Source organism: Pectobacterium sp. 1950-15 (assembly GCF_037136835.1).
Taxonomy (GTDB): domain Bacteria; phylum Pseudomonadota; class Gammaproteobacteria; order Enterobacterales; family Enterobacteriaceae; genus Pectobacterium.
The window spans coordinates 80,039-95,231 of sequence record NZ_JBBBQR010000015.1 but is presented as its reverse complement, the minus strand read 5'-3'; the positions used below and the strand labels follow the sequence as shown (position 1 = coordinate 95,231).

General features: G+C 50.6%; 11 protein-coding genes. 8 read left to right on the top strand and 3 right to left on the bottom strand.

What is annotated here, in order from left to right:
• The first annotated feature begins 34 nt into the window (after nt 1-34).
• The 4 genes from fdhF (at nt 35) to WCT94_RS16285 (ending at nt 7,226) form a co-directional block, all read left to right on the top strand.
• Complete coding sequence (gene fdhF / locus WCT94_RS16300) at nt 35-2,185, top strand: formate dehydrogenase subunit alpha (RefSeq protein WP_336870396.1); 2,151 nt, start codon at nt 35-37, stop codon at nt 2,183-2,185.
• 759 nt (nt 2,186-2,944) lie between these two features.
• On the top strand, nt 2,945-4,258 hold the full coding sequence (locus tag WCT94_RS16295) for a CitMHS family transporter (protein ID WP_336870395.1): 1,314 nt from the start codon (nt 2,945-2,947) through the stop codon (nt 4,256-4,258).
• Nucleotides 4,259-4,366: 108 nt separating this feature from the next.
• Nucleotides 4,367-5,260, top strand: a complete 894-nt coding sequence (locus tag WCT94_RS16290; RefSeq protein WP_336870394.1) for a GntR family transcriptional regulator — start codon at nt 4,367-4,369, stop codon at nt 5,258-5,260.
• Between the two features lie 661 nt (nt 5,261-5,921).
• Nucleotides 5,922-7,226 (top strand): dicarboxylate/amino acid:cation symporter, encoded by a 1,305-nt coding sequence (locus tag WCT94_RS16285; RefSeq protein WP_336870393.1) that lies wholly within the window; start codon nt 5,922-5,924, stop codon nt 7,224-7,226.
• Nucleotides 7,227-7,303: 77 nt separating this feature from the next.
• Here the strand turns inward: WCT94_RS16285 and hypT are convergent, their stop codons facing one another.
• On the bottom strand, nt 7,304-8,203 hold the full coding sequence (gene hypT / locus WCT94_RS16280; protein WP_336870392.1) for a hypochlorite stress DNA-binding transcriptional regulator HypT: 900 nt from the start codon (nt 8,201-8,203) through the stop codon (nt 7,304-7,306).
• 239 nt (nt 8,204-8,442) lie between these two features.
• Here hypT and WCT94_RS16275 point away from each other — a divergent pair, with 239 nt between their 5' ends.
• Nucleotides 8,443-9,159 (top strand): aspartate/glutamate racemase family protein, encoded by a 717-nt coding sequence (locus WCT94_RS16275; protein ID WP_336870391.1) that lies wholly within the window; start codon nt 8,443-8,445, stop codon nt 9,157-9,159.
• A gap of 153 nt (nt 9,160-9,312) precedes the next feature.
• On the opposite strand, the gene WCT94_RS16270 is transcribed toward WCT94_RS16275, so the two are convergent.
• Both WCT94_RS16270 and nlpA read right to left on the bottom strand, forming a co-directional pair.
• A complete protein-coding gene (locus WCT94_RS16270; RefSeq protein WP_336870390.1) occupies nt 9,313-10,257 on the bottom strand; it encodes a pectate lyase family protein in 945 nt (314 codons plus the stop codon).
• 224 nt (nt 10,258-10,481) lie between these two features.
• Nucleotides 10,482-11,297 (bottom strand): lipoprotein NlpA, encoded by an 816-nt coding sequence (nlpA, locus tag WCT94_RS16265; RefSeq protein WP_336870389.1) that lies wholly within the window; start codon nt 11,295-11,297, stop codon nt 10,482-10,484.
• Nucleotides 11,298-11,540: 243 nt separating this feature from the next.
• Here nlpA and WCT94_RS16260 point away from each other — a divergent pair, with 243 nt between their 5' ends.
• The 3 genes from WCT94_RS16260 (at nt 11,541) to uhpC (ending at nt 15,181) form a co-directional block, all read left to right on the top strand.
• Nucleotides 11,541-12,170 (top strand): response regulator transcription factor, encoded by a 630-nt coding sequence (locus tag WCT94_RS16260; RefSeq protein ID WP_043881903.1) that lies wholly within the window; start codon nt 11,541-11,543, stop codon nt 12,168-12,170.
• 3 nt (nt 12,171-12,173) lie between these two features.
• Nucleotides 12,174-13,751, top strand: a complete 1,578-nt coding sequence (locus WCT94_RS16255) for an MASE1 domain-containing sensor histidine kinase (RefSeq protein WP_336870388.1) — start codon at nt 12,174-12,176, stop codon at nt 13,749-13,751.
• An 89-nt stretch (nt 13,752-13,840) separates the two neighbouring features.
• Nucleotides 13,841-15,181, top strand: coding sequence for an MFS transporter family glucose-6-phosphate receptor UhpC (gene uhpC / locus WCT94_RS16250; protein WP_015839640.1), 1,341 nt, complete (start codon nt 13,841-13,843; stop codon nt 15,179-15,181).
• The last annotated feature ends 12 nt before the right edge of the window (nt 15,182-15,193 follow it).

Here is a 15,193-nt window from a genome sequence, read left to right as displayed (position 1 = left end):
CTTACGATCCAAGACTCGGCTTTGGAGAATAATCATGCAGAAAGTGCTTACCGTCTGTCCGTATTGCGGGTCAGGCTGCAAAATTAACCTGCTGGTAGAGAACGGCAAAGTGGTTGGTGCAGAAGGGGCAAACGGCGTCACCAACGAAGGTGAACTGTGCCTGAAAGGCTATTACGGCTGGGATTTTCTTAATGACACGAAAATTCTGACGCCGCGTTTAAAACAGCCGCTGATCCGACGTCAGAAAGGCGCTCCCTTTGAAGCGGTATCCTGGGATGAGGCTATCGATTTTGCCAGCTCGCGATTAAAAGCGATTAAAGAGAAGTACGGCGCCGAGTCGATTATGCACACGGGATCGTCACGCGGCCCCGGTAATGAAACCAATTACGTGATGCAGAAATTCGCCCGGGCAGTCACCGGGAATAATAACGTCGATTGCTGCGCCCGACTCTGCCACGGCCCTTCGGTCGCCGGATTGCAAGTTACGCTGGGCAACGGCGCAATGAGTAATTCCATCTGTGAAATTGAAAAGACCGACTGCATCCTGATTTTCGGCTACAACGCCGCCGACTCACACCCTATCGTGGCGCGCCGGATCCTGAAAGCCAAAGCACGCGGGGCAAAAATCATCGTGTGCGATCCCCGCCATATTGAAACCGCCCGCATCGCCGATCTGTGGCTGCCGTTGAAAAATGGCTCCAATATGGCGTTGGTCAACGCGTTCGCCAACGTCCTGATTAACGAAGGCCACTACGATAAGGCTTACGTTGCCCGCCATACCGAAGGCTTCGAGGAATTCAGCCAAATCGTCGCGAAATATACGCCGGAATATGTTGCCGACATCACCGGCCTGTCGCCGAAATTGATTCGAGACGCGATGCGGATCTATGCCGCCGCGCCGTCCGCCACCATTCTATGGGGAATGGGCGTGACGCAATGGGGGCAAGGCGTGGATGTGGTCAAAGGGCTGTCCGGTCTGGCGCTGCTGACCGGCAATCTGGGGCGTCCGAACGTCGGCGTAGGGCCGGTACGTGGACAAAACAATGTGCAGGGCGCCTGCGATATGGGCGCGCTGCCCAATATGTTCCCCGGTTATCAAAAAGTCACAGATAAAGCGGTGCTGGCGAAATTTGCCGATGCCTGGGGCGTGCCTGAACTCTCTGATAAAGTAGGCTACTCGCTGACCGATCTTCCGCACAAAATACAGGAAGGAAAAATCAAGGCTAACTATGTAATGGGTGAAGATCCGCTGCAAACCGAGCCAGACCTGTCGATGCTGCGTGATGCCTTCAACGAGCTGGAATTGTTGATCGTGCAGGACATCTTCATGACCAAGACCGCCGCGATTGCCGATGTGATTTTACCTGCGACCTCCTGGGGCGAGCACGAAGGGGTTTATACCGCCGCTGACCGAGGATTCCAGCGCTTTTATAAAGCAGTGGAACCACAGGGCGATGTGAAACCCGACTGGGAAATCATCAGCCTGATGGCTACGGCGCTCGGCTATCCGATGCACTATCGCAACACGCAGGAAATCTGGGACGAACTGCGAGCACTCTGCCCGCTGTATTACGGTGCGACCTACGAGAAAATGGCGGGGCTGGGCTATGTGCCCTGGCCATGCCCGACGGAAGACAGCCCCGGAACACCGTGGCTGTATGCGGGTAATCACTTCGATCGTCCCGGCGGGAAAGGTCTGCTCATGACAGCCGAATGGCGACCGCCGATGGAACGGGTGGATGAGGATTATCCGCTGGTCTTGTGCACCGTGCGCGAAGTCGGCCACTATTCCTGCCGCTCCATGACAGGCAACTGCACGGCATTACAAACGCTGGCGGATGAACCCGGCTACGTGCAGGTTAGCCCATACGACGCTGAACGTTTAGGCATCCGCGATCAGCAGTTGGCCTGGATCTCGTCGCGACGCGGTAAGGTTATCTCTCGCGTGGCCGTCAGCGAGCGCATTAATAAAGGTGCCGTTTACATGACTTACCAGTGGTGGATCGGTGCCTGTAATGAACTGACGTTGGATCATCTCGATCCGGTTTCTAAAACGCCGGAATACAAACACTGCGCTGTTAAGCTGGAGGCGATTGACGATCAACACGCGGCGGAGAACTACGTACAGCAGGAATACAGTCAGTTGAAAGATCGGCTGCGTACTACCGCAGAAAACGTCAACTAATCCCCCTGCCTAAGCCGCCGCGAATACGAGCCATTAAGTAAAGGTCATTGAGTACAGGCCGTGGCGGCTTAGGAAATACATAGCGCCCAGACAAGACATGTGATTGAGAAAATACATATCGTCCAGAAAATACATGCTGGTTTAGACAACGTTTAACTCCTCTCTCCGATAATATCTTTATTCCTCACCTCATCTTGTAAATATTTATTAATGAAAGCGGATGAATTTCTGTTAATCGATAATAAATTTCTACGCAGCCATTAAATTTTCACACCGCTGTTTATCTTTTAAAATTATGTTGGTCATCGCAGTCCCTCTCTCCGTTCAATTGTTTTTTATTCCAATTTAGCGCAATTTGCGTTTCATTTTACAATGATTTAATTTGTTTTTAACAAAAAGAGCCCCCTACCAGCCATGACGATTCGCCGCTTAACGTCATGCCAAACAACCGGTTAGATGTCAGCTGATGGGGATAAAAGGAATATTATTATCGCTCGCATCGAGGTCGTTTATGTTGCCGATTACCGTTACCTTGTCTCGCCATCATTACCTGTCGTTTATTCTTCGTATCGACCCCGGAAGCTAATTCCCTCCTTTTATCCGTATTTCCTCTGAACGTCTCTGACGCTGGGAAATAACCCGTTCCTATCCCTTTCTATATGCGGTTATGCAAAAACCGCACGGCTTTTGGCACCCTAAATTTGCCGACAAGAAAGGCAGTAAGCTATTCGGAAAATAATAAAAAACAGGAGATTCACTGTGCTCACTATTCTCGGTTTTTCTATGGTCATCTGCTTTATGTACCTGATCATGACCAAACGAATTTCTGCGCTTATCGCGCTGATTCTTGTCCCTACGCTGTTTGCGCTGGCGGCAGGTTTCTATCAGGGTCTGGGAGCGATGATGCTGGACGGCATCAAAACGCTGGCACCAACGGGCGTTATGCTGACGTTCTCTATTCTCTACTTCGGCATCATGATCGACGCGGGGCTGTTCGATCCGCTGGTACGCTTCATTCTCCGTCTGGTTAAAGGCGACCCGCTGAAGGTGTTGGTCGGCACCGCCGTATTAACATTAATGGTCGCGCTGGACGGAGACAGTACAACGACCTACATGATCGCGATTGCCGCATTTCTGCCGCTCTATCAGCGGCTGGGGATGAGCGTGCTGGGGTTGACTTGCCTGGTGAACATCGCCAGCGGTGTGATGAATCTTTCCCCCTGGGGCGGCCCCACGGCACGCGCCGCCGCCGCATTGCGCGTTGATGCGTTGGACGTTTTCCTCCCCATGCTTCCCGCGATTATTCTAGCCAGCCTTACGCTGGTCGGCGTGGCGGTGTTTTTGGGGCTACAAGAGCGTAAACGATTGGGGATCATTGATATCAGTGACTTCCAGAATGCCTCGATCAATCTCGGTAACGGTAGCGATGAAGAAAGCCACGCCAATCGCCGCCCTAAGATGTTCTGGCCTAACTTTATTCTGACCACCCTGCTTCTGGTATTTTTGGTAATCGGTCTTCTGCCGATTCAGGTGCTGTTTATGCTCGGCTTCGCCATCGCCGTTATGCTCAACTACCCCAAGCTGGAAGCGCAAAAGGCGCGGATCGGTTCCCACGCCGCTAACGTGTTAGCGGTAACCTCGCTCATTTTCGCCGCTGGGATTTTTACCGGAATTTTATCCGGCACGGGAATGGTAGATGCCATGGCGAAAAGCCTGTTGCAGGTGATACCAGAGAGCTTCGGCCCGTATCTTGCGGTGTTCACCGCGCTCATTAGCCTGCCGTTTACTTTTTTGATGTCCAACGATGCGTTCTATTTCGGAATCTTACCGGTTATCGCACAGACGGCGGTCAACTATGGTATCACCCCAGAGGAGATCGCCCGGGCGTCGATTGTCGGCCAACCGTTCCACCTGCTCAGCCCGCTGGTACCGTCACTCTACCTGCTGGTCAGTCTGGCAAAAGTGGACATCGGCGATCATCAACGCTTTGCCATCAAATGGGCGATTTTTGTCAGCCTGTCGCTGCTGGTCGGTGGTATTGTCTTCGGCGCGTTTCCGTTCTATCACCAGTAACTCAGGATTGCTCCGGCCCAGCCGGAGCATGCTTCGCAGGCAAGCGAATCATGCTGACCAGAACATAACGCCCCCCGTAACACCCTTAAATGACATAGCAGGATAGCGATGGCTTTAACTCCCCTACAGACAAGGATTGTCAGGCAGATTGTCGCCTATATTCGCCGCGAGCAACTCCCCCCCGGCGCACATCTGATCGAATCGTCGCTGGCGCAGGTGCTGAATGCCTCACGCACGCCGGTCAAGGCCGCGCTGCTGTATCTGACGGAAAAAGGCATGCTGCATTACCACCGTAATCGGGGGTTTTATCTTGACCGTCCGGCCCATGAATTGGGTCATCTGGTCGCGGAGTTAGCCACCAGTAGCGAAGACCCGCTCTACCAGAAGATTGTCGATATGCGTCTCGCGCGCCGGTTGCCAGAGCAGTTTTCAGAAGTGGATCTGATGCGGGAATGTCAGGTGTCCCGTTCCGTGCTGCGTAACGTTCTGACGCGGATTCAGCAGGAAGGCTGGCTGGAGTTTCGCACTGGCCAGGGCTGGCGAACCACGCCGATTATCGATTCCGTCGCCGCCTATGAAGAAAGTTTTACCTTCCGTCTGCTGGTCGAGCCGATCAGCCTGCTGTCGCCGCAGTTTCATATCGATCAGCACACGCTGGACGCCTGCCGTAAGCAGCAGGAAGACATTCTCAATGGGGGTTACCTGACGCTCACCCCCCATGAAATGTTCGATGCCAATACACACTTTCATGAAACGCTACTCGCCTGTAGCGGCAACCGTTTCGCCCACCATAGCCTTCAACGGGTCAATCAATTACGGCGTCTGGTGGAATATCGGCAAAGCAGCCCAACCTTCAATCCCAAGCGGCTAGAACAGATTACAGAGCATCTGGCGATTCTTGATTGTCTGCAACGGGGAGAGCGCGAAACGGCGGCAGAGCGGATGAAAAAGCATCTGGAAAAAGCGTGTCGCGATAAAGTGAGTCTCGATCTGTTTCGCTGAAATAACCAACAGCGAGGTCTCAAATCATCGGTAACATATGTTTAAAAAATAAAAAACACCATTTTAAACACCCTAAACGCCCAGAAATTTACAAATAGAAACACATAGCGCAATAATTAAACGTTAAATCAACAACACAAAAATCAACCATTAAAAACAAAAGAAAAGTCACGATTTAAATAATTAAAAAAATAATTTTCTTATAAAATGGCGTGTATATAAACTTTTCGTTAATTGTTCTTTTATTTTTACTTAATCTTTAAGTAATTCACCATATGTTTTATTGATGTATGGCCACATATCATTAGCAACACTAATTCAACACCTTAGCCCACCCGCGATAACGGCAAAAAACAAAAAGCAACCCATTGTTTAATAATGAATTAATGAGAAAAAATCGTTTTACCCGATTGGCGTATCACATCCCCATTTATCATTGCACACGACATGGGTATGCATTTTTCGCATGACAAAGATCACAATTACATAACAATCCGCAGAAAAAAAATGTAAAAAGCAAGAATCGTTGTAATATCGGCGGGCAGACACAACACCCCAATAACAGATTCGGGTGAGGGCTTGGTGTATTCAGGGAAAGCATCAACCATCACACGGCAATAATATTGTGTTGTCTGAATCAATTCATCAACATGAGGTTTATATGCAAAGGCAGAAGTTACTTGTACAGATAGTCTTGGCTATCGTCCTGGGGATATTAATCGGCTGGGCCTGCCATCAATATCTTGATGGCGGTCGAGCAAAAGAAGTTGCATCCTATTTCAACATGGTTACCGATATCTTCCTGCGCCTGATTAAAATGATCATCGCGCCACTGGTCTTCGCTACGCTGGTTTCCGGTCTGGCAAGCATGGGAGGAAATTCTTCTGCCGTTGGTCGTATCGGTATGAAAGCGATGATCTGGTTTGTCAGCGCATCGTTCATTTCCCTGCTCATTGGTATGGTCTTCGCTAACCTGTTCCAACCCGGCGCAGGCATGAATCTGCCGGTTCCTGTACAACAGGTTGCTACGGGTCTGAACACGGACGGGTTTACGCTTAAGAGCTTCATCAGCCATATCTTCCCGAAAAGTATCGTAGAAGCGATGGCGAACAATGAAATTCTGCAAATTCTGGTGTTCTCACTGTTCTTCGGTTCTGCTCTGGCTTATGTCAAAGGCAAAAACAAGCATGCGACCACGATCATTTCCATGATCGAAGAACTGACCAAAGTGATGTTCCGCGTGACCGACTACGTGATGGCGCTGGCTCCTATTGCGGTGTTTGCCGCAATCGCTTCCGCGATTACCACGCAAGGTCTGGGCCTGCTTTACGACTTCGGTAAACTGATCGGTGAGTTCTACCTCGGCCTGGCCGTATTGTGGGGCGTTCTGTTCCTGGTTGGCTACCTGTTCCTGGGCAAAGCCATCGTTACGCTGGCGAAGCTGATTCGTGAACCTACCATGTTGGCTTTCGCCACGGCGAGCAGTGAGTCTGCTTACCCGAAAACCATGGAAGCGCTGACCAAATTCGGCGTGCCGAAAAAAGTCACCAGCTTTGTGCTGCCACTCGGTTATTCGTTCAACCTTGACGGTTCCATGATGTACCAGTCCTTTGCGATTCTGTTTATCGCACAGGCTTACAACATCGATCTGAGCATTACCCAGCAAATCCTGATTCTGCTGACGCTGATGATCACCAGTAAAGGGATGGCCGGTGTAGCGCGTGCTTCCATCGTGGTAGTTGCCGCAACGCTGCCGATGTTCAGCTTACCAGAAGCCGGTATCCTGCTGATTATCGGTATCGACCAGTTCCTGGATATGGGCCGTACTGCAACTAACGTCATCGGTAACAGTATCTCTACCGCCGTGGTGGCCAGTCTGGAAAAAGACATCCACGATGATGAGGAAGAGGTAGGCGACGAGGTTGTCGCCTATAAAGAACCTCAGCAGGCCACGCAAAATAGCTAATGCTGGGTAAGTGAATATGTGTTCATAGCGGCCTGCGGGCCGCTATTTTTTTATCTCTCATCGCGCTACCGCGACGTTTATAATCCAGACGACGATGACAGCCCTTTCATGTAGCGCCAGAATTTCTCAGAAGCCACATTCAGCCGCGCATCAAGGCGATACAGATAAACCCCCATGCGGATCACCGCATTTTCCATGCTCAGGATCGTCAGCTCTTTATTTCTCAGCTCTTCCTGAATGGAATAGTCCGGCAGCCAGGCAATGCCATAACCCTTTTTCGTCATGCGTTTGAGCAAGTCGCTCATCGAAGAGACGAAGTTGACCGTAAACTTATCGCTATCGGCGCTGGATAAGTAACGGCTGACCTGACGCCCCATGTAGCTCGTCTCGGTATAGTTGAGCAAGGGCACCGATGAGGCGCTTACATCAAACAGCGGCTTCCCCGCGCTATCACACGCGCAGACCGGATACAGCCGGGATTCCAATATCTTCTCGTGCATAAAGGGCTCCCCCATCAGATCCTCATTGTAGAATGAGAAAATGAAGTCGCTGCGCCCTTCTTTGAGATTCAGTACCGCTTCATCCACATCGATCGATTCCACATAGAAGATTTTTTCCTGCGGATCCGGCACGTCTTTTAACAGCTCCGGCATGATGAAGACCGACAGCGAATGCGCCGCCGCAATGGTGATCTTGTTTTTGTAATTATCGCCGCCGTGCAGCTTGTTGAGCTGATATTCCAGATCGTCCAGCGTATTGCGGATATAGGCGTGGAACACGCGGCCCTGTTCGGTGAGCTGCAGCGGCAGCGCGCTACGGTCAAAAATGTCAAACCCAACCGCCGCTTCCAACGCCTGAATACGCCGGCTAAATGAGGATTGAGAGATATTTCGCTTCTCGGCCGCCAGCGTAAAACTCCGGTGTTCTTCCAGCACGATAAAATCATAGAGCCACTTGGTTTCGATATTGTTCAGCATCACCCCTCACTCAAAACGCGCAGCGTCATGTTTTCGCTCCCTATGCCAACGTTCTATCTCTGCCAACGACCTGCATCGCCAATAAAGATACTCCCCACTATACACCGTTAAAACCAATAAAAGCATAGGGATGACAATAGTTATGCAAATCCTACATAGGAGATGGGAATTTAGCAATTCACATTGCCCGGCAGTGTGCGATTATTCTTTTAATTTCATAATGCTACAGGGTTAACAGCATGAACAGTCTCGTGGGAATTCTTGGCGGTATGGGGCCGGGTGCTACCGTCGATGCGATGCAAAAACTGATCAAAAACACGCCAGCGTATCGGGATCAAGACCATATTCCCATGATTGCGGTGTCTATTCCTGATATCCCTGACAGAACACAATGTATCCTTCAGCACAGCGCATCACCGCTGGAGAAAATGCTGCAATATATGAAAATTCTCGAAAATGCAGGCGCTGAATGCATCATTATCCCGTGTAATACCGCGCACTATTGGTTTAATGAATTAAAACAGCAGTGCCGTGCGGAAATGATCAGCATTATTGATGTGACCTGTCAGGCGATTAAACATGCCAACACCACACGCGTCGGCCTGTTAGCGACGACAGCGACGGTCAAAGCGAGAATTTATCAGGATAACCTGATGACCGATAATATTGATTGCTATACGCCGAATGATGCAGACCAACACCAGGTAATGGAAAGTATCTACGCGTATAAATCCGGTGATATTGCCGGGGCCTATCGCATGCTGTCCCCCGTAAAAGATCGCCTGTTGCAGGCTGGCGTCGAGAAAATTATTCTGGGCTGCACCGAGCTTCCTCTTATTCTGGAGCAGGAAGTCAAAACGTCACCCCAGCATTATGTCGATGCGACGGAAGAGTTAATAAAGAAAACGGTCGAGTGGTATTTTTCCCACAGTCCAAGAAACGATATCGCCGCTTAATTACGCTTAATTTTTGACGAAATAACTCAAATAAACACGCCACTCGACATTATTATTTCCGCCGAGTGGCATGGTGTAACGCACTCAATATTTAATGAATATCAATTCACAATACTGTATATTCAGGAACGAATGAAAATAAACGTTACATGATTATGACGGGAATTTCAGGGAGCTATTTTGCGCACCCGAATTAGAAACCACCCAGGATTTCGCCGCTGACGTGGTCATCAGACTGTATGAATAGTTAGATGACGCCGTCCATTTAGCGGCAGGTGATTTACTTGCCACAGCCGCCGGTGAACTGCCATTATCCGTAAAGGTTGAACCATTGCCTTTATCGTCAACCATCCCTTTATTTTCCGCACCGGTACCAAATACGTTGCGTTCAGAAATAACATTGGCATTCTGCGCAACCGTAAAGGCCAGATTGAATTTATTGACGTAGTTGTTAAATACGTGAAAATAACCGTAGCGCATCAGGCCTGGTGCGCGAACCTGAATATTTTCGTAATAGTTGTGGCAGATAGTCAAACGCGGATAGCCATTGTAGGCACTATTATTGTCATCTGCCGGATGACCAAAGATGCAGCCATATTTATGGTTTGAGAATAAGCAGTTACTGATCGTGACGTAGTCCGCCTTCTCACCGATATAAATCAGCTTATCGAGGCTACCGTCGCTATCACTCCACGTATGCCCAGGCCATGAGCAGTGATCCACCCAATATCCTTTACCGTAATTCAGATACAGCTGGATATCGTCATTATCCTTGATGGAAACATCATGTTTAAAAACCAGATTCTGGAAAATAACGTTAGATGAACTGGCATCTGCGCGCAGGTGGATATTGGTCAATACATTGGCACCACCGAAAGAACCGATAATGGTTTTATTGCTGCCGAATACCACTTTGGTCAACGCAGATGTTTTCAGCGATGCGCCCAGCACCACAATCGTTTTTGTGGAACCGCTCACGGCTGATTTAAAATCGGCCAGAGAATTTACCGTAACAACTTTACCGCCTGTTCCTCCGGTAACATTCGCCGCTTTTGCAAAACCAATAATCCCAGTAAGATTTGTTGTTGGATAAGCCATAAATTTTCCTTTTTACAATTAGTGAATAGTAATGTCATTTGAGGTGTTAATTAACAAAATAAATAACACGCCATCGACAATTACAGAGTGTATATAAGAGAATTTATTACGCTTATTAATCGAGTTTAATAAAAAAACAACCTTGCAAATAGTTTCTTATTTAATTAATTCGCAGCCACCTCATTAATAAAGGTGACTGCGTCATAACCATCAAATTATTATCATTACCAGCCTTTTACTGCCCCACCATTAAAAATACGGTTAGCAGCCTGTTCCACCTCGTCAGACTGGTAGGCTTGAATAAATTTCTTGACGTTTTCCGCTTCTTTATTATTTTCACGGGTCACGATGATATTCACATACGGTGATTCTTTATCCTCAATAAAAATACCGTCTTTCGTTGGCGTTAAGCCCGTTTGCTGAATATAGGTCGTGCTAATGATCGCCACCGTCACTTGCGGGTCGTCTAATAAACGTGGCAGCTGTGCCCCTTCTACTTCCATAATACGCAGGTTGTGCGGGTTGGTGATGATATCCAGCACCGTCGGCAATAAACCCGTGTCAGGCTTCAGGGTAATTAATCCGGTTTTTTGCAGCAATAACAGTGCCCGCCCCAAATTAGTGGGATCGAAAGGAATCGCGATAGTATCGCCATCTTTCAGGTCACTGATATTTTTAATCTTCTTCGAATAACCCGCCATCGGGAAAACAAAGGTATTCCCTACCGCCACCAGCTTATAACCATGTTCACGATTTTGCTGTTCCAGAAAAGGGCGGTGTTGAAAGACGTTCGCATCCAGATCGCTTTTATCCGTCGCTTCGTTAGGCAATAACGAACCGCTAAACCCGACCAGTTCAACATCAAGGCCATATTTTTCTTTTGCCACTTTCTTCGCCACGTCGGCGACGTCCTGTTCTGCGCCGTTAATCACACCGACTTTAATGTGGTTGGCAGAATTGCTTGCGTTATCGCATGCGGTCAACGCCATCGCCGCCGCGACCATTCCCGCCACCAGCGCTACACGCCATGTCTTCATCATTTTGATTCCCTGATATCGTAAATACATTGATTTCTCAATATATTGATTTAAAGAAAAAAACAGTATGTCCCTCGATTAAGCGAGTCAAATAACTCCGCGTTCTATCAATATGCTTTTCACCATGCGAACCATAAATATGGTGAATTTGTTAAGCCGATTCCATTTTAATTATCTACTATTGCTCGCCCCTTGATTCCCCCGCATTATGACACTTTGATGACTTCTGATTCACACGGCGAAACCATGATTAATGTGGCTTTGGTTGACGATCACATCGTTGTACGGTCTGGCTTTGCACAGCTTCTGGCATTAGAAAATGACATTCAGGTGGTTGGGCAGTATGCCTCTGCGGCGCAGGCGTGGCCCCATCTCCTCAAACAGCCCATTGATGTTGCGGTGATTGATATTGCCATGCCGGATGAAAGCGGCCTGTCGTTATTAACTCGCCTTCGTCAACAGCGCCCTCAGTTTCGCGCCATTATTTTGAGCATTTACGACACGACCGCCTTTGTACAAAGCGCGCTGGACGCGGGGGCTGGCGGCTATCTCACAAAGCGCTGTGGCCCGGAAGAATTAGTGCAGGCGGTTCGCGTAGTCAGCAGCGGCGGCATTTATCTGTGTGCCGATGCTCTGCACGCCATCCGCCATCAGCAGCAGCCACCGAAGGAGCTGCTAGCGCTGACCCCACGCGAGCGGGAAATATTCAGCCTGTTGATCAACGGGATTAGTGTGAAAAGCATCGCTGAACAGCTCGAACTCAGCCATAAAACCGTTCACGTGCATCGCGCCAACATTCTCAGTAAATTGCAGTGTGAATCTACGGTAGAGCTGGTGCACTTTGCGCTCCAGCACCAACTGCTGGCAGGGAAATAGGCCATGCGCCGTCTGCACGTCATCGGTATGACGCTGTTTTTGGCCTTTTTCTACAGCCTGACCTGGTTAGCGCTGTGGACCATCAGTTTCTATTTAAGCAACAACGGCCAGCAGGCAGCGCTGTTGTTACCCCAAGGGTTACGGCTGGCGCTGATGATTTTGCTGCCGCGTAAATACTGGCCGACCTTACTGCTTTCCGAAATCGCTATCCAGAGCTGGCTCATTAGCGAGCAGCTCATGACGCGTTCACTGCTACTGCTTTCCCCGTTCCTCAGCCTGATTCCGGCCATCATCACGCACAAAATTTGGCATCGCCATACGCTTTACTGGCAACGCCTGCTGCTATTACTGGCGGCGCTGACGCTCAATACGATTCTGCACGGTATCGCCATTGGCCCCTGGCTGCATTCGCAGCTGACGCAGACGCTGCTGGCCACGTTTACCGGTGGCGTCCTGCTGATTCCGTTCATCTATCTGCTGTACGAATACATCAAGCAGCAGCACTTGCAGACGTTGCTGGCGCAGGAGATCCCCGATCCGCCGCTGCGTACCTCGCTGCTGATTTGGTGTTCGCTGTTTTTTTCTATCGGCGTGTGCCTGCAAATGGCGTTCACACCCGAGATGGAACGTCTGCTGCTGATCTTCGTTTTTCTGCCCAACGTGGTGATGGCGTATAAATTCGGCTGGCAAGGCGGCGTGCTCTCCGCCGTACTCGGCAGCCTGATGATTGCCGTCACGCGTCAGGTGAGCGGCGCGTTCGACGATCTGCGCGAACTGGAGCTTTTTCTCTCCACACAGGCGCTGCTTGGTATTGGGCTGGGGATCGCCATCAGCCGCCAGCAACAGCTAGCACAGCGGCTACAGCGCTATCGCCAGCAGTTGGAGCAGGAGTTGAAAACCCGACGACGGCTCATGGAGCGCATCATTCATACCGAAGAGGCCGTACGCAAAGACATCGCACGCGAGCTGCACGATGACATCGGCCAAAACATCACCGCGATCCAGATTCAGGCCATGCTGGTAAAACACAGTGCGCCTGCCGATGCCGCCCAGCACGCGGCCGGACAAATCAGCGAGCTGTCGCGACGCATTCACCACACCACGCGCCAGCTGCTACGCCAACTACGCCCACCAGTGCTGGATGAGATGGTGCTGGATAAAGCGTTGCATCATCTGGCGGATGAATTCGCCTTCGCAGCGCGCGGCATTCAGTTTCAGCTGGATTATCAGCTCCCCACGCCCCCGCATGATGACGTGGTGGTGTTTACTCTTTACCGACTGGTGCAGGAACTGCTGAATAACATCAACAAACACGCCAGCGCTACGCAGATTATGGTTCGGCTTTCGCAGCAGGATGACATGATCACGCTCGACGTCATTGATAACGGCGTGGGCATTGCACAAAAAGACAGGGCCAATCCCACGAGTGGCGGTTTCGGCCTACGGGGCATCGAGGAGCGCGTTCAGGCGCTGGGTGGCAATTGGCTGGTGAAGACCGCAACCCATGGCGAATCCTCCACGCCGCGTGGCACGCACATAATTGTTAACCTGCCCACAAAATTTAAACAAAAAGACGATTAGCTAGGAATTATTCCTAGTCACCTAAAACCTTGTCTCATCCTTTTTGATTCGCATCCCCCTACTCTTCTCTCAACGCGACGGAGAACCCCATGCAGGCACCCATGTTTTCTACGGGACAGGACTCAACGGGACAGCTTTCACCCACACAAATCAGCCAGCGCTATCGCTACTGGCGGCCGAGGTTGCTGATTTCCATGGTCATCGGGTACGCCACGTTCTACCTGACGCGCAAAAGCATCAACTTTGTCATGCCGGTGATGCAGTTGGAATTAGGGCTAAGCAAAGGCGATATCGGTCTGCTGGGGACGCTGTTTTATCTCTGTTACGGCGCCTCCAAGTTTATTTCCGGCATCGTGTGCGATCGCAGTCAGGTGCGCTGGTTTATGGGTGTCGGGCTGATGATCACCGGGGTGCTGAACATTCTGTTCATGTACTGCCAGTCGCTCACTGGGTTACTGATTGTCTGGGCGCTGAACGGATTCTTTCAGGGATGGGGTTGGCCCCCTTGCGCCAGGCTGCTGAGCAGTTGGTATTCGCGCAATGAGCGCGGTCTCTGGTGGGGATGCTGGAATACGTCAATCAATATTGGCGGCGCAGCGGTTCCCCTGCTCGCAGGCTATCTGGCCTCCGAATGGGGATGGCAGGCCGCGCTGCTGGTGCCGGGCATCATCGGCATTGTGATTGGTCTGTGGCTGTGCTGGCAGTTGTGCGACAAACCGCAGCAACAAGGTTTGCCCAGTGTCGGCCAGTGGCGGCGCGATGCGCTGGAGATTCGTCAGGAGCAGCAGAGTCCGCCGATGCCGATGCGCCAGATTTTGCGTGATGCGATTCTGCGTAACCGTACCATCTGGCTGCTCGGGTTCTCCTACATTCTGGTGTACCTGATTCGTATCGCACTGAATGACTGGGGAAACATCTGGCTGTCGGAGAGCCACGGCTTCAACCTCCTCAGCGCGAACGCCACGCTGTCGCTGTTTGAACTGGGTGGATTGCTGGGGGCGCTGTTTGCCGGTTGGGGGTCGGACCTGCTGTTTCGTGGTCAGCGCGCACCGATGATTTTGCTGTTTGCCCTCGGGCTGTTTTTAACCATGACCGCGCTGTGGCTGGCACCGATTCACCACTATTCGCTGCTCGCGGCCTGTTTCTTCAGTATCGGTTTTTTTGTTTTTGGACCACAGATGTTGATCGGTCTGGCTGCGACGGAATACAGCCATAAGGATGCCGCAGGCACGGTGACAGGTTTTCTGGCGTTGTTCGCCTATCTGGGGGCGGCGCTGGCAGGCTGGCCGCTGGCACAGGTGCTGCAACACTACGGATGGTCGGGATTTTTTACTCTGCTGGCGTTGGCTTCAGCCTGCATCGGACTGTTATTGATGCCGCTGCTGATGGCAGGTGTCAGCCGCCGGGAACGTTTGATGACATCAAAATAGCGATAACCATCG